Origin of the sequence: Actinokineospora bangkokensis, assembly GCF_001940455.1 — a bacterium.
GTDB classification, from domain to species: domain Bacteria; phylum Actinomycetota; class Actinomycetes; order Mycobacteriales; family Pseudonocardiaceae; genus Actinokineospora; species Actinokineospora bangkokensis.
In genome coordinates, this window is record NZ_MKQR01000005.1 from 145,765 (window position 1) to 171,341 (window position 25,577).

Sequence of the window (25,577 nt, forward strand, 5' to 3'; positions counted from 1 at the left end):
CCGGGACATGACCGAGAACATGATCGCGTGGGAGTCCGACGCGGACGGCGTCGTCACCCTCACGATGGACGACCCGAACCAGTCGGCCAACACCATGAACGACACCTTCCGGGAGTCGTTCGGCGCCACCGTCGACCGGCTGGAGGCGGAGAAGGACGCCATCACCGGCGTGGTGATCACCTCGGCGAAGAAGACCTTCTTCGCCGGTGGCGACCTCAACCTGCTGAGCAAGGCGGGCCCGGAGCAGGCCGCGGAGCTCACCACCCAGGTCGACCTGATGAAGGCGCAGCTGCGCAGGCTCGAGCAGCTCGGCCGCCCGGTCGTGGCCGCGATCAACGGCGCCGCCCTCGGCGGTGGCCTGGAGATCGCCCTGGCCTGCCACCACCGCGTCGCCCTCGACGCCAAGGGCTCGCAGATCGGCCTGCCCGAGGTCACCCTGGGCCTGCTGCCCGGCGGTGGCGGCGTGACCCGCGTGGTGCGGCTGCTGGGCATCCAGTCCGCGCTGCTCAACGTCCTGCTCCAGGGCCAGCGGCACAAGCCGGCCAAGGCCAAGGAGATCGGCCTGGTCGACGAGGTCGTCAGCACCCCGGAGGAGCTGCTGGCCGCCGCGAAGGCGTGGGTCATGGCCAACCCCGAGGCCGTGCAGCCCTGGGACGTCAAGGGCTTCAAGATCCCCGGCGGCACCCCGTCGTCGCCGTCGTTCGCCGCGACCCTGCCCGCCTTCCCGGCGAACCTGCGCAAGCAGCTCAAGGGCGCGCCGATGCCCGCCCCGCGCAACATCCTGGCCGCGGCCGTCGAGGGCGCCCAGGTCGACGTGGACACCGCCACGAAGATCGAGACGCAGTACTTCGTGGACCTGGTCACCGGCCAGGTGTCGAAGAACATGATCAAGGCGTTCTTCTTCGACCTGCAGGCGATCAACAAGGGCAAGTCGCGCCCGGAGGGGCCCGCCCCCTACACCGCGCAGCGCGTGGCCGTGCTCGGCGCCGGGATGATGGGGGCGGGCATCGCCTACTCCAGCGCCCGCGCGGGGATCGAGGTCGTGCTCAAGGACGTCACCCTGGAGGCGGCGCAGAAGGGCAAGGCCTACTCGGAGAAGATCCTCGCCAAGGCCGTGGCCCGGGGCAAGCTGACCCAGGAGAAGGCCGACGAGGTCCTGGCCAGGATCACCCCGACCGCCGACGCGGCCGACGTCAAGGGCGTCGACCTGGTCGTCGAGGCCGTCTTCGAGTCCCCCGAGCTGAAGAAGAAGGTCTTCGGCGAGGTCGAGGACCTGGTGGCGCCGGACGCGCTGCTGGGCTCGAACACCTCCACGCTGCCGATCACCCTGCTCTCGGAGGGGGTCAAGCGGCAGGAGGACTTCATCGGCCTGCACTTCTTCTCCCCGGTCGACAAGATGCCGCTGCTGGAGATCGTCGTCGGCGAGAAGACCTCCGACGTCGCGCTGGCCAAGGCGTTCGACTACGCGCTGCAGATCAAGAAGACCCCGATCGTCGTCAACGACAGCCGCGGCTTCTTCACCAGCCGGGTCATCGGCACCTTCATCAACGAGGCCATCGCCCTGCTGGCCGAGGGCGTGCCCGCGCCGTCGGTCGAGCAGGCGGGCTCGCAGGCCGGGTACCCGGCGCCGCCGCTGCAGCTGATGGACGAGCTGACCCTGACCCTGCCGCGCAAGATCCGCGACGAGACGCGGGCCGCGGTCGAGGCCGCGGGCGGCCAGTGGCCCGGCCACCCGGCCGACGCGGTCATCGACCGGATGCTCGACGAGTTCGACCGCAAGGGCCGCTCCAGCGGGGCGGGCTTCTACGAGTACGACGACGAGGGCAAGCGCACCGGCCTGTGGCCGGGGCTGGCCGACGCGTTCGGCAAGGCCGACGCGGCCGTGCCGTTCGAGGACATGCGCGAGCGGATGCTGTTCGCCGAGGCGCTGGAAACCGTCAAGTGCTTCGACGAGGGCGTGCTGCGCACCGTGCCGGACGCCAACATCGGCTCGATCATGGGCATCGGCTTCCCGCCGTGGACCGGTGGCGTGATCCAGTACATCGACGGCTACCCCGGTGGGGTCGCGGGCTTCGTCGCCCGCGCCCGCGAGCTGGCCGCCGCCTACGGCGACCGGTTCACCCCGCCCGCCTCCCTGGTGGAGAAGGCGGAGAAGGGCGAGACGCTGAGCTAGGGCGCGGCGAACGCGCAGGAGGGCCCGTCGGCAGCCGCCGACGGGCCCTCGTTGTTTATCCCCATCCTTCCCTTTCGTATTGATGCTACGGTCGTATAGGGAAGGTTAGGGAGGGTTGATGCTGTCGGTGGAGCAGGTGGCCGAGCGCCTAGGCCTGCACGTGCGCACCGTCCGGGGCTACATCCGCGACGGCAAGCTCAGGGCGACCCGGATCGGCAAGCAGTACCGGATCGCCGAGGACGACCTCGCCGCGCTCACCGGCACCCCCGCGCCGCGGCGGTCGGTGGAGGCCACCGCCGTGGTCGAGGTGGAGGGCATCGCCCGCCACGGCGCCGACCGCCTCTCGACCATGCTCACCGCGGGCGTGCGCGGGGTGCGCCTGCAGGTCGTGCACGACCCGGACCGCTCGCGGGTGCGCGTCGTCCTGTTCGGGTCCCCGGGCGAGGTCGCGGACGTGCTCCGCGTCATCGACGCCGTGCAGGGGGAGCTGTGATCCACGAGGAGATCCTCGCCCCCTACCGCGCGCTGCTCGCCCGGCACGGCGTCGAGCAGCACCGGGTGCCGACCTCGGCGGGGGAGACGTTCGTGATCAGCGCGGGCCCCGCCGACGCGCCGCCGGTCGTGCTCCTGCACGGCTCGGGCGGCAACAGCACCGCCTGGCTGCGCGAGGTCGGGGCGTGGTCGCGGGGGCTGCGCGTGCACTCGGTCGACATCCCGGGGGAGCCCGGCCTGTCGGCGGACAACCGCCTCGCCATGCCCGACCACGCGCCGTGGCTGGCCGAGGTCCTGACCGGGCTGGGCGTCGAGCGGGTGGCGCTGGTGGGTGTGTCCATGGGCGGTTGGATCGCGCTGGACTTCGCCCGCCGCCACCCCGACCGCGTGCGCCGCTTGGTGGTGCTCAACCCCGCGGGCCTGGGCACCGGGCGCACGGGGCTGCTGCTCAAGGCCGCCCTCTGGTCGCTGCTCGGGGAGCGGGGCAGGCGCCGCGCGGTGCGCTCCGCGGTGGGGGAGCTGACCGCGGACCAGGAGGAGTTCCTGCTCCGGGTCGTGCGCCGGTTCCGGATGCGCACCGACCCCATGCCGGGCTTCCCGCCGCTGCGCCTGCCGATGCCGGTGCTGGCCCTGCTCGGCGCCCGCGACGCCATGATCGACCAGCGCGCCACCGCCGCCCGGCTGCGCGCCGAGGTCCCGCACGCCGACGTGCGGCTGCTGCCCGGCGACGGCCACCTGCTCGCCGACCAGGGCGAGACCATCCCGCGCTTCCTGGAGGAACCGTGATCCACACCCTGCCGCCGGAGGGCCCGCCCCTCACCGCGGCCACCGCCACCGACGTCATCGGCGGCACCTGGGGCACCGGCGCCGAGTGGGTCGTCGTGCCCGTCAGCCGCCTCGACCCGGAGTTCTTCCGGCTCAGCAGCGGCGTCGCGGGCGAGATCACCCAGAAGTTCGCCAACTACCGGCTCAAGCTCGCCGTGGTCGGGGACATCGAGGAGCACCTGGCGCGCAGCGCGCCCCTGCGCGACCTGGTCCGCGAGGCCAACGCGGGCTCCCAGCTGTGGTTCGCCGCCACGGAGGCGGAGTTCACCGCCCGCCTGCGCGGGGCGACCCGCCGGTAGCACGTGACATCGGACAACCGGCGGTGGCCGCACGAGCCCGGCCCGTGTTCACTGGACCCGTGCCGGACATCCTGACCACAGTCGACACCGACGACCTGCTCAGCTGCTGCGCCTCGCGCCGCTGGGCCGAGCGGGTCGCCGCGCGGCGGCCGTTCACCGACGTCGACGACCTGCTCGCCGCGTCCTCCGCCGCGCTGGCGGACCTGTCCTGGGACGACGTGCTGGAGGCGCTGGCCGCGCACCCGCGCATCGGCGAGCGCCACGGCGGCGACGGCCGCGAGGCCGGGTGGTCCAGCCAGGAGCAGTCGGCCGCGCGGACCCCCGACGAGCGGCTGCGCGCCGACCTCGTCGAGGGCAACCGGCGCTACGAGGAGCGCTTCGACCACGTCTTCCTCATCTGCGCCACCGGCCTGCCGGTGGAGGCGGTGCTGGCCGCGCTGCGCCACCGGCTGACCAACGACGACGCCACCGAGCGCAAGGTGGTCCGCGAGGAGCTGGCGAAGATCGTCGAGCTGCGGCTGGAGAAGCTGGTCGACGGCTCGTGAGCGCCACCCTGTCCACCCACGTCCTCGACACCGCCGTCGGCAGGCCCGCCGCGGGCCTGGCCGTCACCCACCACCGCCACGACGGCACCGCGTGGGTGCACGGCGGCGACCACACCACCGACGACGACGGCCGGGTGCCGCGCTTCGCCGTCGAGCCCGGCACCCACCGGCTCACCTTCGCCACCGGCGCCCACCTGGGCCCGGAGGCGTTCTACCCGGAGGTCACCGTCGTCTTCCGGGTCACCTCGGGCCACCACCACGTGCCCCTGCTGATCAGCCCGTTCGGCTACTCCACCTACCGGGGAAGTTGATGACATTCGAGCTCGGCGACAACCAGTACGGCAAGGCGGAGACCCGGCTGGTCCGGGTGGACCGGGGCGGTGAGCGGCACCGCGTCACCGACCTCAACGTCACCACCACGCTCGCGGGCGACCTCACCGCCACGCACCTGACCGGGGACAACGCGGGCGTGCTGCCCACCGACACGCAGAAGAACACCGTCTACGCCTTCGCCCGCGACGGGGTGGGCGAGATCGAGGCGTTCGCGCTGCGGCTGGCCAAGCACTTCGTCGACCGCAACGCCCAGATCCACCGGGCGCGGGTGAAGGTCGAGCAGTACGGGTGGGAGCCCATTCCCGCCACCGGGCACTCCTTCAGCCGCGCCGCGGGCACCCGCACGGCCTCGGTCACCTACGACGGCACGACGGCGTGGGTGGTCTCGGGCGTGCAGGACCTGACCGTCATGAACACGACCGGCTCGGAGTTCCACGGCTTCCCGCGCGACCGCTACACCACCCTCCAGGAGACCAGCGACCGCATCCTGGCCACCGCCGTCACCGCGCACTGGCGCCACAGCGGCTCCGGCCGGGTGGACTGGGGGCCGTCGTTCACCGGCGCCCGCGACCGGCTGCTCACCGCGTTCGCCGCCACCTACTCCCTGTCGTTGCAGCAGACGCTGTACTCGATGGGCCAGCACGTGCTCTCCGGCGACGAGGGGCTGGCCGAGGTGCGGCTGTCGCTGCCGAACAAGCACCACTTCCTCGTCGACCTCGAACCGTTCGGGTTGGACAACCCGAACGAGGTGTACTTCGCCGCCGACCGCCCGTACGGGCTGATCGAGGGCACCGTCAAGCGCTCGGAGGCCCCCGACCCCGGGCTCGCCTGGTGGTGAGGCGCACCGTCATCCAGGGCGCCGCCATCGCCACCGTCGACGTGTTCGGCACCGAGCACGCCGACGGGCACTTGGTGGTCGAGGACGGCCGCATCGCCGCGGTGGGGGCGGGCCCGGCGCCGGTGCGCGACGGCGACCGGGTCGTGGACGGGCGCGGGTGCCTGGCCACGCCCGGCCTGGTCAACACCCACCACCACCTCTACCAGTGGGCCACCCGCGGCTTCGCCCAGCAGTCCGACCTGTTCCACTGGCTCGTCGAGCTGTACCCGGTGTGGGCGGGCCTGGACGAGGACACCACCCGGGTCGCGGCCACCGCGGGCCTGCTGCGGCTGGCGCGCACGGGCTGCACGACCGCCGCCGACCACCACTACGTCTTCCCGGCGGGCGGCGGCGACCTGCTCGGCGCGACCGTCGAGGCCGCCGGGGCGGTGGGGCTGCGGCTGCACGCGGTGCGCGGCTCGATGGACCGGGGCGAGTCGCACGGCGGGCTGCCGCCCGACTCGCTGGTGGAGACGACCGACGGCGCGCTGGCGGGCACCCAGGCCGCGGTCGAGCGCTGGCACGACCCGGCGCCCGACGCGCTGGTGCGGGTCGCGGTCGGGCCGTGCTCGCCGTTCTCCGTCAGCGCGGAGCTGATGAGCGGCGCGGCGGAACTGGCCAGGGCCGCGGGCGTGCGCCTGCACACCCACCTCGCCGAGACCGTCGACGAGGAGGTGCAGTGCCTGGCCGAGTACGGCTGCACGCCGGTGGAGTACGCCGAGCGCACCGGCTGGCTCGGCCCCGACGTGTGGCTGGCCCACGGGGTGCACCTGTCCGACAGCGCGATCGGCGCCCTGGCCGCGCGGGGCACGGGCGTCGCGCACTGCCCCACCTCCAACGCCCGCCTCGGCGCGGGCACCGCCCGGGTGGCCGACCTGCTCGCCGCAGGGGTGCCGGTGGGCCTGGGCGCCGACGGCGCCGCGTCGAACGAGGACGGCGGGCTCGGCGTGGAGCTGCGCCAGGCCACCTACCTGGCCCGGCTGCGCGGCGGCGCCGACGCCCTCGACGTCCGGCAGGCGCTGTGGCTGGCGACGGTGGGCGGGGCGCTGTGCCTGGGCAGGCACGTCGAGCTGGGCTCGCTGGAGCCGGGCAAGCTCGCCGACGTCGCGCTGTGGCGGCTGGACGGGCTGGCGCACGCGGGCATCGCGGACCCGGTGGCCGCCCTGGTGCTCGGCGCGCTGCCGCCGCTGCGGCTGCTGCTCGTGGGCGGCCACCCGGTCGTCGAGGACGACCGGGCCACCGGGGTCGACGAGGGCGCCGCCGCGCGCGACCTGGCCGCGGTCAGCGCCCGGTTGGCCGCATCGGTGGGCTGAACGGCCCCTCCCCGGATGGTGTGCTGCGTCACATCGCCAGGTAGCGCCGAGTAGTCGGACGACCGGATGGGTGGTCCCCACCGGTGCGTCGCGGCGCGCCCGCTCGCGGAAACGACCACTCCCGACGAAGGCGTTGCGCCGGAACGGCGACAGGGTCACCCGCCGTGGTGCGCCAGGCCGGTTGATCACACCCGATCGGCCTATCGCCCCACCCCGCCGCGCTGAGTAGGAAAGTGGCACCCAGTACCCGATCGAGTGCAGAGTGACCCGACACGCACCGCACCGTGCACGAGGAACGGACCCCGATGACCTCCCCACCGCGCGCCGAGCTGGCCGCGGGCTGGGCCACCGCGCTGGCGGCGGCGCAGGACGTCCCCGGCGGCCGGGCGGACGAGCTCACCGCCGCGCTCGACGACCTGCGCGCCCGCGCGCGGGCGGCCGAGCCCGCCACCGCCGCGGGCGCCGCGCTGGTCGCCGCCGGGTACGGCACCGCGGAGTGCCTGCGGGTCACCGTCGACCTGCTCGGGCCCGCGCTGCTCGACGAGGCCGGGCCCGGCGCGTTCAGCGCGCTGGCGGGCTTCACCGCCGGGTTCGCCGAGGCGGTCCGCGACGCCGTGGTGGCCGAGCAGGCCGAGGTGCGCTCCACCCTGGTGCGCGCCAGGCACGAGGCCGAGCTGGCCCGCGACGCCGGGCTGGCGCACTTCGACGGGCTGTTCTCCGCCGCGCCGCTCGGCATGGTCATCTCCACCCCGGACCGGCGGGTGGTGCTGGCCAACGACGCGCTCAGCGACATGCTGGAGCACCCGCGCGGCACCATCGCGGGCGACCTGCTCGACCTGGTGCACCCGGAGGAGCGCGAGCACCTGCGGACGCGCTACGCGGAGCTGGCCAGCGGTGAGTTCGACCGGGTCGACGAGCGGCACACCCGGCTGGTGACCGGCGAAGGCGAACCCGTGTGGGTCCGGCTGACCGCCACCGCCGTGCACCCGGCCGACGGCGGCCCCGCCCGGCACGTGACCGCGGTCGAGAACGTCACCGACCTGCACCTGCTGGAGCGCAAGATCAGCTTCGAGGGCACGCACGACCCGCTCACCGGCCTGCTCAACCGCTCCGCCTTCGCCACCCGGCTGCAGGAGGCGCTGGAGACCGGCGCCGACAAGGCGGTGCTGCACCTGGTGCTCGACGACTTCGCCGTGATCAACTCCGGGATCGGACCGGCGGCGGGCGAGCGGCTGCTCGCCGACGTCGCCGCCCGCCTGGAGCAGCTGCTCGCCGACCTCGACGCCGTGCTGGCGCGCACCGGCACCGAGGAGTTCGCCGTCCTGCTGCCGCGCGCCGAGGCGGGCGGCGAGCTGGTCGAGCGGATCAACGACGCGCTGGCCGAGCCCACCTGGCTCGACGGGCACGGCGTGGCCGCCTCCGCCTCGGTCGCGGTGGTGCTGCGCCCCGCCCCGGGCACCGCCGCCGCCGACCTGCTCGCCGCCACCGCCATCGCCCTGCGCGACCTGCGCGCCACCGGCAAGCGCCAGTGGTGCCTGGTCGACGCCGAGGAGGACCGGGGCCGCCGCGCCCGCTCCCGCCTCGCCGCGGGCATGCCCGGCGCCTGGGAGACCGGCGCGCTCTCCCTGGCCTACGAACCGGTCTGGCAGGTCCCCGGCCCCGACCTGCGCCGCGCCAGGGTGCTCCTGCGCTGGGACCACCCCACCGAGGGCGTCCTCGACGACGCCCGCTGCCGCGCGCTGCTCGCCGACACCGGCCTGGCGGTGCCGCTGGCCCGCTGGGCCCTGCACCACGCCGCCGACCAGCTGGCCGGGCACGTCCCGCCCTACCTGGAGCTCACCGCCGAGCAGGCCAGCGACCCGGACCTGGTCGGCCCGGTGCGCGCCGCGCTCGCCGCGGCGGAGGGCCTGTCGCTGGGCTTCCCGGTCGAAGCGCTGTGCGACTACGACATGCCCGCCGAGGACAACCTGCGGGTCCTCACCGACCTGGGCGTCCGGACCGTCCTGACCGGCTTCGGCCGCACCAGGGGCGACCTCGCCTGCCTGGAGGACCTGCACTTCGACGCGGTGAGCCTGGACCCCACGGTGGTCGCGCGGGTCGCCGCGGCCCCGGAGGGGTCGCTGTTCCCCCGCGCGGTGCGCGACCTGGTCGCCCTCGTCCGCGAAGCGGGCTACGCCGTGGTGGTCGGCGGCGTGGCGGACCAGGCGCAGCTGGACTGGTGGGTGGCCGTGGGCGCCAACCGGGCCTGCGGGCCCCTGCTGGGCACGTCCGTGCCGGGCAGCGAACTCCCGGGCCGGGACTGACCGCGGGCAGGCCGGTCGACCTCACGACGACGTGCGGAGCGCCAGGGTCGTCCACTGAGGACGGTAGGGGAAGGCTGGGATCGGGCTCGCGCCCGGCTTTCGACGCGTGGACCCGGAGACGCGAAGAGCCCCCGTTGCCGGGGGCTCCGCGGGGGTGGCGGTCAGGCTGCCACGGGCGCCGAGGTGATGGCGGCGGCGCCGGTGCTGGTCAGCGTCGCGGGGACCAGCTGGCCGAAGCGGCCGGTGGCGGGGGTGATGAGGCCCTGGTGGGTGAGCAGGTGCGCGGTGAACTGGTCGCAGCACGGCACGCCGTCGATGTAGAGGTCGGGCTCCCGGCTGCACGCCAGCTGGGCGCGGCCCTCGGCCACGGCGCGCAGCATGGCCAGCGCGCGGCGGCTCAGCTCGGGAGAGCTCGGATCGAGTGGTTCGGACGGCGTGGCGGTGGTCATCGCTCCCCCTGGGGTGAGGCTCGGCGGTCGTTTTCGCGTGGCGGGCACCCGCTTCCGATGCGTGGTCCCGCTCGCTCGTTCCATCGGAATGAGACACCGCCCACGTTACGGCGGGTCACGCCTGCGGGCCGCCGAACCGGCACAATCCGGACAGTTTCGGAGGGTCATTACCCCGTCTGAACTCACCCGGGCGGGGGAAGATCGACCGGGTGAAACCCGCTGACCTGCGCAAACGGGTTGTGACGCCTGGATGGCGGTTGCGGAAGCGAAGCTCTCACATAGCGGGACAAGCGTCCGGCTGCCCGACGCGCAATTCCACATGACGGGAAAGGGGTTCGGCGCTCATTCACCGTGCATTTGCATGGCGCCCTTGCACCGAATTCGGATTCGCGTCCCGCTACTTCTGGTGCCTGCTCTGCGTGCCGTTGAGACCGTAGAGGATGCGGCCGAGCACGTCCGGGTCCGGCGGTGCGCCCGCCTCCTCCTCGCGGGCCAGCCGAGCGGCCTCCGGCGAGGGCTTGCGGGTGCGCCGGGGCAGCGGCACCGCGCCCGCGTCCATCCCGCCGGGCAGCGGGATCGTCAGCCACGGCATGTACCGGCCGGGCCCCAGGTGGTCCAGCCCGCTGCGCCCGCCCTCGGGCGTCGGCGGCGCCGCCACCTCGTGCGCCGACTCCACCTCGACGACCAGGTTCCCGCCGGACAGCCGCACCCGGATCGTGATCATCCCGGGCTGCTCGTCCCCCGCGGCGGCCTCGACGACCTGCCGCGTCACCGCCCCCGCCAGCGCGGCCGCCCGCTCCCGCATCGGTTGCAGCTTCCACTCGGTGAGGGAGAACCGCACGAACATCTCCGCGCACCCCACGGCGCTCGGTAGGGCGACCAACTGCAGGTCGTCCATCTGCTCGGTCCGGTCGGTCATCGGGCCTCCTTCCCCGCGTGCGCCAGATGGTGTCACGCCCTCACCCGGCAGTGGGATGCCAGGTCCTCTTCTCACTCCCCGTGATGACCACCCGGCCACCCGGTCACGCTCCGCCGCCAGCCCCCCACGCGCAGCGACCACCCGGCCTCCTGTATCAGTGGTCCCGTGCACGCGACGCGGTCTGACGGCAGCGACCTTAGCGCCGACTTCTCCATCACCCCCCACGGCGACACGCTCTCCCTCCTGCTGGAGAGCGCGGGCGGCAAGGTCCAGGGCAGCGACCGACCCCGCAACGCCGACTACCTGGAAGCCCTCACCCTCCTCCTCCGCCGTCTCGCGGCGCGAAACGCGGTGATCCTCCAGGCGTACGTCGATTCCCGCAACGTCCAGCACCTCCCGATCGACGACCGCTCGGTCATCGACGCACCCGTTCACCTGGACGAGGGCACCGATCCGGATTTGGCTCAGAGCGTTCTGCCCTGGCACCTCCTGGGCTGGACCCTCACCACAGCGCACAACCTGTCGCGCTCTGCTGCACTGCCACGTACACCCCGATGTCGAGAACGTGGCAGTGCCCGGCTGTGGCGACCTGCACGTGCGGGGGCGCAGCGTCCCTCGACGCAGGCTGACACTCGCTCGTGTCTGCCGCACCCCAGGGCAGTAGGGCGACTCCCTGACCACCTCTCGCTGCTGGACGGCCGCTCGTGCGCGGCGCACCGGCCGGGGACGGCGGCGTACTTCGCCTGGCACCGGGAGAACAAGTTCACCGGGTGAGGGTCAGTCCCAGCGGTCGTCGTTGAGGAAGCGGGCGAAGCCGCGCCAGGAGTTGGGGCCCATCACGCCGTCGATGGGGCCGGTGTAGCCGTGCTGGGCGGCGAGGCGTTGGACGGCGGCCCAGGAGTTGGGGCCCATCACGCCGTCGATCGGGCCGGTGTAGCCGTAGGAGCGCATGGCGCGTTGCAGGGCGGCGTAGGTGTTGGTGCCGGGGGCGCCATCGATGGGGCCGGTGTAGCCGTTGGTGATGCGCAGCCAGTTCTGGGCGCGCTTCCACATCAGCGGTCCGGGGACGCCGTCGGACTCGGTGCTGGTCTTGGGCAGGCCGCCGCTGCCGCTGCCGAGGTAGTCGAGCGGGTTGATGCGGGTGCCTGCGGGGTTGATCATGTGCCAGTGCACGTGCGGGCCGGTGGAGTTGCCCGAGCCAGGGGCGCCCGCGGCGCCGCCGGACAGGCCCACGGTGCCGCCTTGGGCGACGGTCGCGCCGTTGGCGAGGGAGAACTGCGACAGGTGCATGAACTGCGTCTTGTACCCGTTGGCGTGCGTGATCGTCACGGTGTGGCCGCCGGTGCCGTTGTCCGGCGTGTTGGTGACCCGGCCCGCGCCGGGGGCGGGCAGCCGGGTGCCGACGGCGACGCCGTAGTCGATGCCGCCGAGCGAGCCGCGGGCGATGTGCTGGGCCCACGTGCCGGTGATGGCGTAGCCGCTGAAGGGGTTGTAGAAGTCAGCCGCCGCGGCGGTGCCCGGCAGCAGCACGCCCGCGCCGACGGCGGTCAGCCCCGCCGCCGCGCCCAGCAGCAGGTCGCGCCTGCTCAGCCCCGAACCGCCGCAGTCCCCGCACACGCGCGCCTCCGTGGTGTGGTCTTGTCGGACACGGTGTCCGGTTGGTGGGGACGTTACCGATCGGGGCGGGCCCGGCCATCGCCCGTGCAGCGCAATGTGCGGCAGCCCCGCGGCCGCACCGCGCGTACGGTGAGGGGCAGGATTGCCACAGAGGGAAGACAGGCAGAGGGAAGACAGGCAGCGGGAAGACAGGCAGCGGGAAGACGGGCATGGGAGGACGGGCATGGCCAAGGGGCACACGGTCACGGTCGAGCGCGGCGCGGACCCGGTGGAGGTGACGATCGGCGGTGAGGTCGTGGCCCGCTCCGACCGGCCGCTGCTGGTGCACGAGACGGGCCTGCCGGTGCGGGTCTACCTGCCGCAGGAGGACGTGCGGATGGACCTGTTCGAGCCGACCAGCACGCGCACCACCTGCCCGTTCAAGGGCGAGGCGTCCTACTGGACCTACACCGGCCCCGGCGAGCGCCGCGAGGACGTGGTGTGGGGCTACCCGGACCCGATCGACTCCGTGCCCGAGCTCAAGGGCCACGTGAGCTTCTACGACACCGTGGCCGTCATCAGCACGAAGCCGTAGGCCCTCCCCGCGGGGTCCTCGGCACCCCGTCCCGCGCTCCCGGGCCGGGCGATCGGCGCATTCACAGGCTGGGCGCACCCGACCCACAGGGAACCCTCAGCCTCCGGGAGCACAGTCGGTGCCACGACAGCGGACATCGACGAGGAGGTCCCGATGCTCACCAGCACGATCGCCCGGACGGCCAGCGACCGAGGCGCGCGCACCGTCAACGCGGACGCGGTGGCCTCCTCCCCGGCGGCGGACGGCAGCGTCCGCTACGCGCTCGCGGACGGCATCGGTGACCACCCGGGAGCGGCCCGCGCCGCCCGGGTCGCCGTCGCCGCCGCGGTGCGGGCGGGTGGCACCGCCGCGCAGGCGGTCCTCGCCGCGCAGCGCGCCGTCCGCGACCTGGCGGCGGGCGATTGCGTCCTCGTCGTCGCCGTCCCCGACGGCACTGGTTACGACATCGCGTGGGTGGGCGACGCCCGCGCTTACGCCTGGACCGCTGACGGCCTGCGGCAATTGACCCACGACCACACCCTCGCCCAGTTCTTCCGCGACCGCGGTACCTCTTTCGCCCCGCGCTTGGAGCACGTCGTCACCACCAGCACCCGCACCGCCAAGCCGGAGGAGATCGGCACCGCCCGCGTGGCCGAACCGGTGTCCCTGCTGCTGACCAGCGACGGCGTGCACAAGGCGCTCGGCACGGCTGCGATGGGCCAGGTCGTCAGCTACGCCCCGAACCCGGCGACGGCCTTGGTCCAGGCCGCGGTGGCCGCAGGCACCTCCGACAACGCCACCGCCCTCGTCGTGCTCTGCGCCGACCGGACCACCGTGCGCCTGCCCGAGCACGCCCCGGACCTCAGCACGGTCGCACTGCCCATCGCCGCGTGACGCGACCCCGCCCCTCGTCGTGGCGGGGGTAGGGCCAGCCCCACCCCCGCCACGGGGACGCACCGGATGTCGTTGGCGCGCTTGGCTTCCTAGCGTGGTCGCACAGACCACGAGGGGGAGACCATGACCACCACCGCACCCGCCGCGCCGTCCGGGGCGCCCGCGGCGCGCAAGACCTGGTACCGGCGGCCGTGGGTGGTGCCGCTGGGCGCGTTGGTCCTGTTCTTCCTGGCCATGTCGCTGCCCCGGTACCTCACGCTGGACCCGGCGAGGTCGCAGGTGCCCGCGCCGCCCGGGTTCCCCTGGCACTACCCGGTCCTGGTGGCCCACATCCTGTTCGGCACGGTCGCGATGGTGACCGCGTTCCTCCAGGTGTGGCCCTGGTTCCGCCAGCGGTTCCCGGTGGCGCACCGGCGGGTTGGCCGCGTCTACGTCCTCGGGGGTGTGCTGCCCGCGGGGCTGGCCGGGTTGGCCGTGGGCGCGGTGTCGCCGTTCGGGCCGATGACGCGGGTCGGGGACGTGCTGCTGGCCGCGCTCTGGTTGGGCAGCACCGCGGCGGGGTTCCGGCACGGTCGGGCTCGGCGGTTCGCCGAGCACCGGGTGTGGATGGTGCGCAGCGCGACCCTGACCTTCTCGATCATCCTGAACCGGCTGATCGCGCCGGTCGCCGCGCTGCTGCTCGCACCCCGCGTGGACAGCGCGTTCGGCGGCAGCGAGCTGGCGATGGTGCAGACCGTCGGCGCGTTGAGCGCGTGGCTCGGCTGGGTGCTCCCGCTGCTCGTGGTGGAATGGTGGTTGACCAGCGGACCCCGCGCGCGCCGCGCGGGCGTCCGGCAGCCGGACCGGGCCCCGGTGGTGAGCACACCGTGACCGGGTGCGGGGGAGGGGAGCATGGACGTCGACATCGAGCTCCGCGTGGACGGCCGGGAGCGGTCGGTCACCGTGGACACCCGCACGACCCTGCTCGACGCGCTGCGCGACCGGCTCGGCACCGCCTCCGCCAAGAAGGGCTGCGACCAGGGCCAGTGCGGGGCGTGCACGGTGCTCCTCGACGGCAGGCGGGTGGTGAGCTGCCTGGTGCTCGCCGTCGCGCACGACGGCGCCGAGGTCACCACCTCCGCCGGGCTCGCCGCGGGCGGTCGGCCGCACCCGCTGCACACCGCCTTCGTCGACCACGACGCCTTGCAGTGCGGCTTCTGCACCCCGGGCCAGGTGTGCTCGGCGGCGGGCGCGCTGGCCGAGGTGCGGGCCGGGTGGCCCAGCGCGGTGACCCCGGACGGCGCGACCCCGGTGCTCAGCGACGACGAGGTGCGCGAGCGGATGAGCGGCAACCTGTGCCGGTGCGGGGCCCACCGCGGCATCGTCGCCGCCATCCGCGAGGTGGGCGCGTGAAGCCGTTCGCCTACCAGCGCGCGGCCGACGCCCGGTCCGCCGTCGCCGCCGTGGCCGCCGACCCGGGCGCGGCGTTCCTGGCGGGCGGCACCAACCTCGTCGACCACCTCAAGCTCGGCGTCGCCACGCCGTCGCTGCTGGTCGACGTCTCCGGCCTGGCCGCCGACGTGGTGGAGGCGCTGCCCGGCGGCGGCCTGCGCATCGGCGCGGGCACCCGCAACGCCGACCTGGCCGCCCACCCGGTCGTGCGCGCGTACTACCCGCTGCTGTCGCAGGCGCTGCTCTCCGGCGCCTCCGGCCAGCTGCGCAACATGGCCACCACCGGCGGCAACCTGCTCCAGCGCACCCGCTGCGACTACTTCCGCGACGTGACCGCGCCGTGCAACAAGCGGTTGCCGGGGTCGGGGTGCCCGGCCGTGGCGGGCAACCACCGCCACCACGCGATCCTCGGCGCGTCCCGGGAGTGCGTGGCGACCCACCCGTCGGACATGGCCGCGGCGCTGGTCGCGCTGGACGCCCTCGTGGTGGTGCTCGGACCCGAGGGGGAGCGGCGGGTTCCGGTGGAGCAGCTGTACCGGCTGCCGGGCCGCGAACCCGAGCGGGACACCGTGCTCGCCCACGGGGAGCTGGTGACGGCGGTGGAGCTGCCCCCGCCGTTCGGCGGGTACGCGCGCTACCGCAAGGTCCGCGACCGGGCGTCCTTCGCGTTCGCGCTGGTGTCGGTGGCCGCCGTGGTGCGCGCGCACGACGGCGTGGTCGACGACCTGCGGGTGGTGTTCGGCGGGGTGGCGCACCGCCCGTGGCGGGCGCGGGCCGCCGAGGAGGTGCTGCGCGGGTCGCAGCCCACCGAGGGAGCGTTCCGGGCCGCGGCCGAGGCCGAGCTGCTCGACGCGCACACGCTGCCCGGCAACGCGTTCAAGGTGCCGCTGGTGCGCGCCACCCTGGTGTCGGTGCTGCGCGAGCTGGCCGGGCGGCCCGCCGGGCAGCCGGAGGAGGAGCGGTGATCGAGCCGGTGACGCCCTCGGCCATCGGCCGCTCGCCCGCCAGGGTCGACGGCCTGGCCAAGGCCATGGGGCTCGCGCCCTACGCCGACGACCAGCCGGTGCCCGAGCCGCTGCACGTCGTCGCCGTGGAGTCCACCGTCCCCAGGGGGCGGATCAGCGCCGTCGACACCACCGCGGCGTCCGCTGTGGACGGTGTCGTCCTGGTGCTCACGCACGAGAACGCGCCGCGCACGGCCACGGCCGACCGCGAGCTGGCGGTGCTGCAGGACGACCGGGTGCACTTCCGCGGTCAGGTCGTGGCCGCCGTCGTGGCGACCACGGTGGAGGCCGCCCGCGCCGCCGCCGGGGCCGTGGTGGTCGACGTCGCCGCCGAGCCGTTCAGCGTCGTGGTGGACCCGGACGAGCTGTACGCGCCGGACGCGCTCAACGCCGGCTACCCCACCGACACCGACCAGGGCGACCTCGACCGCGCGCTGGCCGTGGCGGACGTCGTGGTCGACCGGACCTACACCACCGCCCGCACCTACAACTCCCCGATGGAGCCGCACGCCACCACCGCCACCTGGACCGGCGACGACCTGCACGTCTACGAGTCCACCCAGTCCGTGCACGGCGCCCGCGACACGCTCGCCGAGGTGTTCGGCGTCGACCCCGAGCGCGTCCGGGTCACCTGCCCGTTCGTCGGCGGCGGCTTCGGCGCCAAGGGCCTGCCGCACGCGGGCGCCGTGCTGTGCGCGCTGGCCGCGCGGGCGCTGCCCGGCCGCGCGGTGCGCTTCGCCGCCACCCGCAGGCAGATGTTCCGGATCACCGGCTACCGGCCGCGGATCACCCAGCGGGTCCGGCTGGCCGCCACCGTCGACGGCGTGCTGACCGGCATCGGCGTCGACGTGGTGCAGGAGACCGCCCGGCTCAAGGAGTTCGCCGAGCAGGTCCCGGTGGCGGCCAGGATGATGTACGCCGCCCCGCACCGGCGCACCTCGCAGCGGCTGGCCGCCCTCGACGTCCCGGTGCCGTCCTGGATGCGCGCGCCGGGGGAGGCCCCCGGCATGTTCGCCCTGGAGTCCGCGATCGACGAACTGGCCCACGCCTGCGGCCTGGACCCCGTCGACGTCCGCGTCCGCAACGAGCCGCTGCGCGACCCGGCCACCGGCAAGCCGTTCACCAGCCGCGGCCTGGTCGACTGCCTGCACGAGGGCGCCGACCGCTTCGGCTGGTACGACCGCGACCCCCGCGTGCGCACCCCGCGCCGCGGCCCGTGGCGCGTCGGCCGCGGCGTCGCCGCCGCCACCTACCCGGCCTACCGCAACGCGGCCAACTCCGCCCTGGTCCGCTTCACCGACCCGGGCTACCGCGTCGAGATCGGCGCCGCCGACCTCGGCACCGGCGCCTGGACCGCCCTCGCCCAGATCGCCGCCGACGCCCTCGGCGTCGACGTCGCCCGCGTCGACCTCGCCATCGGCGACACCCGCCACCCGCGCGCCAGCGTCGCAGGCGGCTCGTCCGGCACCGCGTCCTGGGGCACCGCCATCGTCGAGGCCGCGCGCGCGTTCCGGGACAAGTTCGGCGCGGGCGCCGCGGCGGGCGACGAGGTCCTGGCCGACGCCCCGCGCAACGCGGTGGGCGACACGCACGCCGCGCACGCCTACGGCGCGCAGTTCGCCGAGGTCCACGTGCACGAGGACACCGGCGAGGTCCGCGTGGCCCGGCTGCACGGCCACTTCGACGTCGGCCGCGTCATCAACCCGCGCACGGCCCGCTCGCAGCTGATCGGCGGGATGGTCATGGGCATGTCCATGGCGCTGCACGAGGACGCGACGATGGACGCCGCGCTGGGGCACACGTCGAACGCGGACCTCGCCTCGTACCACGTGCCGACGCACGCGGACGTCCTGGACATCACCGCGGACTGGTTGGGGGTGCCCGACCCGCTGCTGAACCCGATGGGGAGCAAGGGGATCGGGGAGATCGGGATCACGGGCACCGCCGCCGCCATCGCCAACGCGTGCTTCGCGGCGACGGGGGTGCGGGTGCGGGAGCTGCCGATCACGCTGGACCGCTTCTTGCGGTGATGCCGGGGCGGGTTCGCCTCGGCTTCGGCGGGTGGTTCCGGAATTCCCGGGCCGGCTCGATGCGGTGGTGTTGTGGGGGAACAGCGGGGGCTGGGGGCACTGCACGAAATGTGGCGGTGGGGGAGTGGGCTACCCCGTTAGGGGGCTCCAACCTTCGTCCGGGTGAGTGATTTGCTGACTACTTTCCTCTTGGCGAGAGCAAAACCGGTCCTGATCCGCGATGGTCTTCGGCGGAGGGCGTCGCCGTTGTGGAGGAGGGGTTCAGTGCAGGTGTCCGTCACCCACCCGGTCGATGAGCTGACGTGGTGCCGTTCGATCGTCCCGGCCGACCCCGGGGACCCCGAGTGCGGCGTGTACCGGTTGGAGCTGGTCAACGGGGTGCGGGCGTGGGCGGTGGCGGGGTACGCGCACGCCCGGGCGGCGTTGGCCGATCCGCGGTTGAGCAAGTCGGCGGCGGGGTTGACCCGGATCATGGGGCGGCAGTTGCGGGCGTTGGGGGTCGACCCGGAGCTGAGCGGGATGTACAGCCCGCACATGCTCTTCTCGGACGGGGCCGAGCACGGGCGGTTGCGGCGGCTGGTGGGGGCGGGGTTCACCCGGGCTCGGGTGGAGGCGCTGCGGCCGCGGGCCCAGGAGTTGACGGCGCGGCTGGTGGACGGGCTGCCGGAGGACGAAGCGGTGGACCTCGTCGACGAGGTGGCGTTCCCGCTGCCCCTCAACATCATCTGCGAGTTGATGGGCGTGCCTGCGGCGGACCACGGGCTGCTGCGGGGGTGGACCGCGGACCTGATGGACGACGACCACGCGCGGAACATCCCGGCGTCGCACCGGATGCGGGAGTACTTCAGCGAGCTGTTCGTGCGGCGGCGGGCCGACCCGGGGGACGACCTGCTCTCGGCGCTGCTGTCGCCGGGGGCCGCGGAGCGGTTGACGCCCGAGGAGCTGATGGGCACCGTCTTCCTGCTGTTCGTCGCCGGTCACGAGACCACGACGAACCTGATCGGCAACGCGGTGCGCTGGCTCGTGGCGGACCGGGAGCGGTGGCGGGCGCTGGGGGAGGACCCCTCCTACATCCCGGCTGCCCTGGAGGAGGTGCTGCGGTTCGACTGCCCGGTGCGGATGTCGACGCACCGGTTCACCGCCGAGCCGGTCACCTACGGCCGGGTCACCATCCCCGCCGACGAGGTGGTGATGGTGTGGATCCACGCCGCCAACCGCGACGCCGCGCGGTACGCCGACGCGGGTGGGTTCGACCCCGAGCGGCCCGACCTGGGCACCCACCTGGGGTTCGGGCACGGGCCGCACTACTGCCTGGGCGCGCCGCTGGGGCGGATGGAGGCGTTCACCGCGCTGGCCCACCTCACCCGGCACTACCCGGACGCCCGGTTGGCCACCCCCGCCGCGGACCTGCCCGGCCAGCGCAGCGCGATCATGAACGGGTTCACGCACCTGCCCGTCGTCCTCGGGCCGCGGCGGGGCTGAACTACAGTCGGGGGTGTGTTCGCGAAGATCTGCGGGTTGAGGACCGAGGCCGACGTCGAGGTCGCGGCCGAGGCGGGCGCCGACGCGATCGGGCTGGTCTTCGCCGCGAGCCCGAGGCGGGTCGACGTGGCCACCGCCGCCCGGCTGGTCAAGGCGACGCCGCCGGGCGTGCTCGTGGTGGGGGTCTTCAAGGACCAGCCGGTCGACGAGGTGGCCGAGCTGGCGGCCGCGTCGGGCGTCGCCGCTGTGCAGCTGCATGGCAGCTACCCGCGCGAGGCGTTCGACGCCCTCGCCGCCCGCGGCACCCGCCTGGTCCGGGCGACCTCGCTGACCCCCGGCACCGAGACGGCCACCGGCGCCTGGGGCGAGGAGATGCTGATCCTCGACTCGCCCACGCCCGGCTCCGGGCAGCGCTGGGACCTGCGCGCCCTGGAGGGCAACCGGCCCACCGGCCAGTGGTTGCTGTCCGGTGGCCTGGACCCGGACAACGTCGCCGAGGCCATCGCCCGGGCGCGGCCGTGGGGGGTCGACGCCTCCAGCGGCATCGAGTCCACCCGCGGCACCAAGGACCACGGCCTCGTCCGGGCGTTCCTGCAAGCCTGCCGCTGAACGCGGAACAGGGCCGGGAGCAGCGCTCCCGGCCCTGTCTCGGCAGCGCGGGCCGCACACCCGCGCCACCCGCGTCAGCAGTTGCTCGGCGCCGCCTTGCCCGAGAACCGGTCGACGATCCACTTGTGGGCGTCACCGTTGCCGGCGAAGATGCCCGTCAGGTGGTCGGAGATGTAGGTGTTCCACTGCAACCGCACACCCGAGGCGCAGTAGGACTTGTGCAGCGCGTCACCCTGCGGGGTGTTGACGATCTCGTCGGTCAGCGCGTGGTACTGGAACACCGGCACCCGCGGCGGGGTCTGGCCCAGCTTGTTCTGCGCCAGCCGCGCCTGCCACTTCGGGTCCTGGAGCGGGTTGCTGGTGGTGTAGTCGCTGATCTTCTTGAACGGGTACTTGGTCAGCAGCTCGATGACGCAGGCGTTGGCCTTGGCGTCGGCGATCTCCCGCTTGCCCGTGTCGTTGAGGTAGGAGTCCAGCTGGAGCTCCGGGTAGGCGTAGTCCAGGCCCACCGCCGCGAAGGCCAGGAAGCCGAAGCCCAGGTACCCGTCGAGGCCCTTGGCGACCTCGGTCAGGTCGGCCGGGACACCGCCGCCGACCGCGCCGACCAGGTTCAGCTCCGGGGCGTAGGACGGCTGCTTCTCCGCCGCCCACAGCGCACCGCCGCCGCCCTGGGAGTAGCCCTGGAAGATGACCTTGGCGTCGGCCTTGAGCCCGGCCTGCGGCAGGCGCTGGGCCGCGCGCACCGAGTCGATGACCGTGTTGCCCATCGACTGCCCGACGATGTAGGTGGGCCGGTTCGCCGCACCCGGGCGGTAGCCCTCGTAGTCGGTGATGGCCACCGCGTAGCCGGAGCTGATGTTGTCGTTGACCGCGGGCTGGTCGTACAGCGTGCCGCGCTCGATGGCCTTCGACGGCGTGCACTTGAACGCGGGCCCCTGGGTGCCCACCGCGTAGCCGACGATCGGCGCCTTCGACGTGTCGGCGAAGCGCGGCGTCATGATCGTGCCGGTCACCGCGATGCGCTGGCCCAGCGCGTCGGTCGACAGGTACATGACCTGCCAGGCGTTGGCGTTGAGCGCGTTGAGCGGGGGCACGGTCGGCCGCCACCGGATGACGTCGCCGGGGGTGCCCGAGGGCAGCGGGCTCGGCGGCAGGTAGAAGCTGTCGTCGAGGGGGCCGGGCAGCGCGGGCGCCGCCGCGGCGCGCGCCCCCGCGGCCTCGGCGGACGGTGGTGTCGTGGCGTTCACCGCCACGACGGCGACCGCGCCCGCCACCACCGCGGCGAGCGCGGACGCGAGGCGCCGCTTCGTTCTGGTCACCAGTGACCTCCATGGGCTTTCGGGGAAACGGGTGACCAGTACTATCCGGATCTTCGTTGTCGCAGGTCAACGCCCGTGCGGGTTCTTCGGGAAAAGTGACAATCCGGACCGCTGGAGTTCCGTCGACCGCGAGTGGGTTTCCGCGCCGGATCCGGTACCTGCGCGTTCCGCGAATGGCATTCCGAAAACGCCGCCCGGGTGCGCACGCCGTGCGCTGTTGGTATCGTTGTCTGTTCCGCACCGCACAACCGGTGTGCCCGGCGACCCGGTGTGGGATGATTGCCGGAGGTCAACGATCGGTGCCGACCGGCCCGACGACCCGGCGAAGACCCCCGAAGAGGTGACCAGCGGTTCCCGTGTCCAAGCGAGGGCAGTCCACCAGCAGGCCCCTCGCCACCCCCGACCAGGGGTGGCGCGGAGCGCCCTACCCCGCCGTCGTGCTCGACGCCGGGGGTGCGGTGCTGGCCGCCAACGACGCGGCCCGCGCGCTGCTGCCCGCGGGCGCCCCGCCGGAGTGGCTCACCGGCGGCGACCGCGCCACCGGCGCCATCGGCGACCGGACCTTCGAGGCGCACGCGGTGCGGCACGAGGACGAGTCGACGACCTGGTGGTTCGTCGACGACACCGACACCCGGCTGGCCGTGGACGCGCTGCGGGTGGAGCGCGAGCGGGCCGCCCTGCTCGGCGACGCCTCCAACGCCCTGCTCGCCTCGCTCAACCTCGACCGCTGCATGGACGTCGCCGCCCGGCTGGCCGCCGAGCACCTGGCCGACGCCGCCGTGGTCATCGCCCCGCCCAACCGCCGCCGCTACCCCGTGGTGGTCAGCCGCCGCGGCGAGGCGCCGGTGCGCGACGTGCTCCGGTTCAACCCCGAGGAGGTGCCCGGCCTGGCCGAGGCGCTGCAGGGGTTCCCGCCGGTGCCCTCGCGCTGGATCGACCCGGCCACCGCCCCGGCCTGGCTGCGCCCGGAGGGCTTCGGGGAGCTGGGCTCGATCGTGGTCACCCCGCTGCCCGGCCTCGGCGTCCCCGCGGGCGCCCTGGTGCTGCTGCGGCGCACCGGCGAGCCGTCGTTCAGCGACGAGGAGGAGATCTTCGCCCGGCTGTTCGCCGCCCGCGCGGGCACGGCGATGTCGGCCGCGCGGATGTTCGCCCAGCAGGCCTCGATCACCGAGACGCTGATGCGCGAGCTGCTGCCGCCCGCGCTGCACCAGGTCGGCGGGGTGGAGTTCGCGGGCCGCTACCGCCCGGCGCAGGACACCGAGCGGGTCGGCGGCGACTTCTACGACGTGCACCCCGGCGCCGGTGGCGAGGAGGCCGAGTCGCTGGCCGTGCTCGGCGACGTGTGCGGCAAGGGCCTGGAGGCCGCCGTCCTCACCGGCAAGATCCGCACCACGCTGCAGGCCCTGCTGCCGATGGCCGACGACCACGAGCGGGTGCTCAACCGGCTCAACGACGTGCTGGTCAACCCGCACAACACCCGGTTCGCCACGCTGGTGCTGGCCTCGGCCGCCCGCGCGGGCACCGAGGTCAAGCTGCGGCTGACCTGCGCGGGCCACCCCGCCCCGCTGGTGGTGCGGGTCGACGGCGCAGTCGAGCCGGTGGCCACCCAGGGCAACCTGGTGGGCGTCATGCCCGCCGTGGCCGCCTCCACCGCCGCGGTGACCCTGGCGCCGGGGGAGAGCTGCCTGCTCTACACCGACGGCATCACCGAGGCCCGCGGCGGCCCGCTGGGCGACGAGATGTTCGGCGAGGCCCGGCTGCGCCGCGCGCTGGCCGAGTGCGCGGGCATGCCCGCCGACGCCATCGTCGAGCACGTGCAGATGCTCGCCGCGCAGTGGATCGGCCAGCGCCCGCACGACGACATGGCCGTGGTGGCCATCACCGCGCCGCGCGGTCGCCACCTCACCGCGGTGGGTGGCCACAGCCGGGGTAGGTACACCGCATGAGCGACACCACCGCACGCGCCGCCGACGACCTCTGGGAAGCCGTCCTGGCGCGCGACGAGGAGGCCGCGGGCGAGGCCGTCGTGCGCGCCGCCGCCGCGGGCCTGGACCCCGAGACCGCCCTGCTGGACGTCATCGGCGCGGTGCAGCGCCGGGTGGGCGAGGAGTGGGCGGCCAACCGGCTCACCGTGGCCCAGGAGCACGCCGCCACCGCCATCAACGAACGCGCCGTCTCCGCGCTGATGTTCGGCCGCAAGCTGCCCACGCCCACCCGCGGCCCGATCACCGTGGCCTGCGTGGACGGCGAGTGGCACGCCCTGCCCGCCCGGCTGGTCTCCGAGGTGCTGCGGCTGCGCGGCTTCCAGGTCGACTACCTCGGCGCCCAGGTGCCCATCCCGCACCTGATCACCCACCTGCACCGCACCGGCCCGGCCGCGGTCGCGCTGTCGAGCTCCATCCCCACCCGGCTGCCCACCGCGCACGCCACCATCACCGCCTGCCAGGCCGCGGGCACCCCGGTGATCGCGGGCGGCGCTGCCTTCGGCCCCGACGGGCGCTACGCCCGGCTGCTCGGCGCCGACGCCTGGGCCCCCGACGCCCGCTCCGCCGCCGACCGGCTGGCCCGCGAGCCGCTGCCCAGCCCGGCCCCGGGCGCCCACCAGCCCATCGACGACCTGCCGCACCTGGCGGACCAGGAGTTCACGATGGTCTCGCGCACGGCGACGCTGCTGGTCAAGGCGGTGCTCAACGGCCTGGAGGAGCGCATCCCGGCGATGCGCGCCTACAGCGACGAGCAGCACCAGCGCACCGCCGAGGACATCGCCCACATCGTCGACTTCCTCGCCACCTCGCTCTACGTCGCCGACGACGGGCTGTTCACCGGCTTCCTGACCTGGACCGCCGACATCCTCAGCGCCCGCTCGGTGCCCGCCGACGTGCTGGCCCCCGCCCTCGACCTGCTGCTCGCCGAGCTGCGGGACTTCCCCCGCGCCACCGCACTGATCACCACCGCCCACGCGGCCTTGGAAGCCGCCACCGACCGCAGCGACCGCCGCCACGGAGCCTCCACCGCATGAGCCACCCGCGACCCCTGACCACCACCTGGACCACGCTCGACCGGCACACCGCCCGCGTCGCCGTCGACGGCGACCTGGACTACGACACCGCGGACCGGCTGCTGCGCGAGGTCGTCGACCGGCTGCCGCAGCTGCGCGACCTGCACGTCGACCTGTCGGCGCTCGGGTTCTGCGACTCCTACGGGCTGTCGGTGCTGCTCATGGTGCGCAGGCACGTGGACGCGTCCTCGGCGGTGCTGCACCTGGACAACCGCCCCACCTCGCTGGAGCGGCTGCTCACCGTCACCAACACCCTCCAGCACCTCACCGGCGACCGGGTGGTCGCCCACCAGCAGACGCCCGAACCCTGATCGCCGCGCTGCGCGCGCGGCCGCGGTGGGGGAAGCTGGGAGCATGCCAGCCGAGGGGTCGGACCAGCTCGTCGTCGTGGACGTGGGAGACCGGGTCACCGAGCAGACCACGGCACCGGTGGGCGACGCCCTCCCGGGCGCCCAGGTGGTCGTGCTCGACCTGAGCAGGGTGTCGTTCCTCGACTCCGCCGGGCTCACCCACCTGGTCAACGCGCACACCCGCTGCGAGCAGCACGCCGCCGAACTCCGCGTCGTCGTCGCGGACCCGGTGGTCACCCGCCCCATGGAGCTGACCGGCCTCGACCGCGTCCTGCGCCTGTTCCCCACCCTGGACCACGCCCGCCGCTGATCCGCCAGGATGGTGGCATGAGTGGGACCCAGCGCTACCCGCGCATCGACGAGTGGTTGCGAGAAGCCCACGGCGACCCGCACTCGGACGTCCTGACCTCCACCGACCAGTTGACGGCACTGCACCTGGTCGTCGCGCGGGACGGTGGAGCGGACGTGCCGCCCGAGGTGTTGACGGCGTGGCGCCAACTGCTGAACCGGCGCAAGCTGGGCCTCGCGCAGTCCGAGATCGCCTTCATCACCTCGGCTCGGGCCCAGGGCTGGGAGTGGAGCCGGATCGACACCGCGTTGGGCTGCGACGACAGCGCAGCGCGGCTCGCGGAACTGGAGCGCGCGGTCGCGGACCGCCACCCCCAGCGCCGCCCCGAGCTGTACGAGCCCTGACCCGCCTCT

27 protein-coding genes are annotated in these 25,577 nt (G+C 74.2%); 23 read left to right on the forward strand and 4 right to left on the reverse strand.

The annotated features are described in order from the left end of the window. The first annotated feature begins 7 nt into the window (after positions 1-7). The 9 genes from BJP25_RS03225 (at position 8) to BJP25_RS03265 (ending at position 9,160) form a co-directional block, all read left to right on the forward strand. The gene (locus tag BJP25_RS03225) at positions 8-2,173 is read left to right on the forward strand and encodes a 3-hydroxyacyl-CoA dehydrogenase NAD-binding domain-containing protein (RefSeq protein WP_075973253.1); all 2,166 of its coding nucleotides are present in this window, start codon (positions 8-10) and stop codon (positions 2,171-2,173) included. Between the two features lie 118 nt (positions 2,174-2,291). Then, positions 2,292-2,666, forward strand: a complete 375-nt coding sequence (locus tag BJP25_RS03230) for a helix-turn-helix domain-containing protein (RefSeq protein ID WP_075973254.1) — start codon at positions 2,292-2,294, stop codon at positions 2,664-2,666. Continuing rightward, on the forward strand, positions 2,663-3,451 hold the full coding sequence (locus BJP25_RS03235; RefSeq protein ID WP_075973255.1) for an alpha/beta fold hydrolase: 789 nt from the start codon (positions 2,663-2,665) through the stop codon (positions 3,449-3,451). Before BJP25_RS03230 ends, BJP25_RS03235 begins: the two co-directional genes overlap by 4 nt. Beyond that, positions 3,448-3,789 carry a DUF4180 domain-containing protein gene (locus tag BJP25_RS03240; protein WP_075973256.1) on the forward strand — a complete coding sequence of 114 codons (342 nt, stop codon included), beginning with the start codon at positions 3,448-3,450 and terminating at the stop codon, positions 3,787-3,789. The genes BJP25_RS03235 and BJP25_RS03240 overlap by 4 nt, the downstream gene beginning before the upstream one ends. A 59-nt stretch (positions 3,790-3,848) precedes the next feature. Further along, positions 3,849-4,334, forward strand: coding sequence for a 2-oxo-4-hydroxy-4-carboxy-5-ureidoimidazoline decarboxylase (uraD, locus tag BJP25_RS03245; protein WP_075973257.1), 486 nt, complete (start codon positions 3,849-3,851; stop codon positions 4,332-4,334). Further along, positions 4,331-4,645: a hydroxyisourate hydrolase gene (gene uraH, locus BJP25_RS03250; RefSeq protein WP_075973258.1), complete on the forward strand. Its 315-nt coding sequence runs from the start codon at positions 4,331-4,333 to the stop codon at positions 4,643-4,645. Before uraD ends, uraH begins: the two co-directional genes overlap by 4 nt. Continuing rightward, positions 4,645-5,505 carry a factor-independent urate hydroxylase gene (gene pucL / locus BJP25_RS03255; protein ID WP_075973259.1) on the forward strand — a complete coding sequence of 287 codons (861 nt, stop codon included), beginning with the start codon at positions 4,645-4,647 and terminating at the stop codon, positions 5,503-5,505. The genes uraH and pucL overlap by 1 nt, the downstream gene beginning before the upstream one ends. After that, a complete protein-coding gene (locus tag BJP25_RS03260; protein WP_075973260.1) occupies positions 5,502-6,857 on the forward strand; it encodes an 8-oxoguanine deaminase in 1,356 nt (451 codons plus the stop codon). The genes pucL and BJP25_RS03260 overlap by 4 nt, the downstream gene beginning before the upstream one ends. A gap of 305 nt (positions 6,858-7,162) precedes the next feature. Continuing rightward, positions 7,163-9,160: an EAL domain-containing protein gene (locus BJP25_RS03265; protein WP_075973261.1), complete on the forward strand. Its 1,998-nt coding sequence runs from the start codon at positions 7,163-7,165 to the stop codon at positions 9,158-9,160. A 161-nt stretch (positions 9,161-9,321) separates the two neighbouring features. On the opposite strand, the gene BJP25_RS03270 is transcribed toward BJP25_RS03265, so the two are convergent. Further along, entirely contained in the window at positions 9,322-9,609 is a 288-nt protein-coding gene (locus tag BJP25_RS03270; protein WP_075973262.1) for a hypothetical protein, read from the reverse strand. Positions 9,610-10,006: 397 nt separating this feature from the next. Continuing rightward, positions 10,007-10,528, reverse strand: coding sequence for a hypothetical protein (locus tag BJP25_RS03275; protein ID WP_075973263.1), 522 nt, complete (start codon positions 10,526-10,528; stop codon positions 10,007-10,009). A 165-nt stretch (positions 10,529-10,693) separates the two neighbouring features. On the opposite strand from BJP25_RS03275, the gene BJP25_RS03280 reads away from it, so the two are divergent. Continuing rightward, a complete protein-coding gene (locus tag BJP25_RS03280; protein WP_075973264.1) occupies positions 10,694-11,302 on the forward strand; it encodes a hypothetical protein in 609 nt (202 codons plus the stop codon). Between the two features lie 3 nt (positions 11,303-11,305). Here BJP25_RS03280 and BJP25_RS03285 read toward each other — a convergent pair whose 3' ends face one another. Further along, positions 11,306-12,145 (reverse strand): peptidoglycan DD-metalloendopeptidase family protein, encoded by an 840-nt coding sequence (locus tag BJP25_RS03285; protein WP_075973265.1) that lies wholly within the window; start codon positions 12,143-12,145, stop codon positions 11,306-11,308. A gap of 223 nt (positions 12,146-12,368) precedes the next feature. Between BJP25_RS03285 and BJP25_RS03290 the strand changes: the two genes are divergently transcribed. The 8 genes from BJP25_RS03290 (at position 12,369) to BJP25_RS03325 (ending at position 20,148) form a co-directional block, all read left to right on the forward strand. Beyond that, positions 12,369-12,719, forward strand: a complete 351-nt coding sequence (locus tag BJP25_RS03290) for a DUF427 domain-containing protein (RefSeq protein WP_075973266.1) — start codon at positions 12,369-12,371, stop codon at positions 12,717-12,719. A gap of 153 nt (positions 12,720-12,872) precedes the next feature. Beyond that, positions 12,873-13,592 (forward strand): PP2C family protein-serine/threonine phosphatase, encoded by a 720-nt coding sequence (locus tag BJP25_RS03295; RefSeq protein ID WP_075973267.1) that lies wholly within the window; start codon positions 12,873-12,875, stop codon positions 13,590-13,592. 123 nt (positions 13,593-13,715) lie between these two features. Then, positions 13,716-14,462: a DUF2306 domain-containing protein gene (locus BJP25_RS03300; RefSeq protein WP_075973268.1), complete on the forward strand. Its 747-nt coding sequence runs from the start codon at positions 13,716-13,718 to the stop codon at positions 14,460-14,462. Between the two features lie 21 nt (positions 14,463-14,483). Beyond that, on the forward strand, positions 14,484-14,984 hold the full coding sequence (locus BJP25_RS03305; RefSeq protein WP_075973269.1) for a (2Fe-2S)-binding protein: 501 nt from the start codon (positions 14,484-14,486) through the stop codon (positions 14,982-14,984). Next, entirely contained in the window at positions 14,981-15,988 is a 1,008-nt protein-coding gene (locus tag BJP25_RS03310; RefSeq protein ID WP_075973270.1) for an FAD binding domain-containing protein, read from the forward strand. Before BJP25_RS03305 ends, BJP25_RS03310 begins: the two co-directional genes overlap by 4 nt. Next, positions 15,985-18,057, forward strand: coding sequence for a xanthine dehydrogenase family protein molybdopterin-binding subunit (locus BJP25_RS03315; RefSeq protein ID WP_075973271.1), 2,073 nt, complete (start codon positions 15,985-15,987; stop codon positions 18,055-18,057). Before BJP25_RS03310 ends, BJP25_RS03315 begins: the two co-directional genes overlap by 4 nt. A gap of 264 nt (positions 18,058-18,321) precedes the next feature. Further along, a complete protein-coding gene (locus BJP25_RS03320) occupies positions 18,322-19,539 on the forward strand; it encodes a cytochrome P450 family protein (protein WP_084793630.1) in 1,218 nt (405 codons plus the stop codon). A 15-nt stretch (positions 19,540-19,554) separates the two neighbouring features. Beyond that, entirely contained in the window at positions 19,555-20,148 is a 594-nt protein-coding gene (locus BJP25_RS03325) for a phosphoribosylanthranilate isomerase (protein ID WP_075973272.1), read from the forward strand. 74 nt (positions 20,149-20,222) lie between these two features. Here BJP25_RS03325 and BJP25_RS03330 read toward each other — a convergent pair whose 3' ends face one another. Continuing rightward, positions 20,223-21,467 carry a lipase family protein gene (locus BJP25_RS03330; RefSeq protein WP_233157888.1) on the reverse strand — a complete coding sequence of 415 codons (1,245 nt, stop codon included), beginning with the start codon at positions 21,465-21,467 and terminating at the stop codon, positions 20,223-20,225. Between the two features lie 356 nt (positions 21,468-21,823). On the opposite strand from BJP25_RS03330, the gene BJP25_RS03335 reads away from it, so the two are divergent. The 5 genes from BJP25_RS03335 to BJP25_RS03355 are packed head-to-tail and all read left to right on the forward strand — an operon-like array spanning position 21,824 to position 25,568. Next, positions 21,824-23,413: a PP2C family protein-serine/threonine phosphatase gene (locus tag BJP25_RS03335; protein ID WP_198943324.1), complete on the forward strand. Its 1,590-nt coding sequence runs from the start codon at positions 21,824-21,826 to the stop codon at positions 23,411-23,413. Then, positions 23,410-24,486: a cobalamin B12-binding domain-containing protein gene (locus BJP25_RS03340; RefSeq protein WP_075973274.1), complete on the forward strand. Its 1,077-nt coding sequence runs from the start codon at positions 23,410-23,412 to the stop codon at positions 24,484-24,486. Before BJP25_RS03335 ends, BJP25_RS03340 begins: the two co-directional genes overlap by 4 nt. Further along, a complete protein-coding gene (locus BJP25_RS03345; RefSeq protein ID WP_075973275.1) occupies positions 24,483-24,836 on the forward strand; it encodes an STAS domain-containing protein in 354 nt (117 codons plus the stop codon). The genes BJP25_RS03340 and BJP25_RS03345 overlap by 4 nt, the downstream gene beginning before the upstream one ends. 43 nt (positions 24,837-24,879) lie before the next feature. Beyond that, positions 24,880-25,185: an STAS domain-containing protein gene (locus BJP25_RS03350; protein ID WP_075973276.1), complete on the forward strand. Its 306-nt coding sequence runs from the start codon at positions 24,880-24,882 to the stop codon at positions 25,183-25,185. A 17-nt stretch (positions 25,186-25,202) separates the two neighbouring features. Continuing rightward, entirely contained in the window at positions 25,203-25,568 is a 366-nt protein-coding gene (locus BJP25_RS03355) for a hypothetical protein (protein ID WP_075973277.1), read from the forward strand. Positions 25,569-25,577 lie beyond the last annotated feature (9 nt).